Here is a 351-nt window from a genome sequence, read left to right as displayed (position 1 = left end):
CCGCCGATGTGCCGGCCCGGCGTCCCGCCCCCGTCAATCTGCGCGATCTGTTCTGGTCCTTCACCTGGCTGGCCCTGCAGGGCTTTGGCGGTGTGCTGGCCGTGGTACAGCGCGAGCTGGTCGAGAAAAAGCGCTGGCTGACCAATGAAGAGTTTGTGGAGGACTGGGCCGTGGCCCAGATCATGCCCGGCCCCAATGTGGTCAACCTGTCCATCACCATTGGCGAGCGCTACTTCGGCTGGCGCGGTGCCGTGGTGGCCGTGTGCGGCATGCTGTGCTTTCCCATGTTGCTGGTGCTGACGCTGACCGTGATCTATTCCCAGCTGGCCGACCACCCCGCCGTGGCCGGCG

The 351-nt window shown here is 66.1% G+C and carries 1 protein-coding gene; it reads left to right on the top strand.

Features of this window, described 5'->3' with window-relative positions:
- The coding region (locus L995_RS13640; protein ID WP_047472275.1) for a chromate transporter at window positions 1-351 on the top strand (351 nt) is incomplete at both ends.

Source organism: Delftia sp. ZNC0008 (assembly GCF_000799035.1).
Classification (GTDB): domain Bacteria; phylum Pseudomonadota; class Gammaproteobacteria; order Burkholderiales; family Burkholderiaceae_C; genus Comamonas; species Comamonas tsuruhatensis.
The sequence above is the reverse complement of the archived record's forward strand: the minus strand, read 5'-3'. Positions and strand labels throughout refer to the sequence as shown.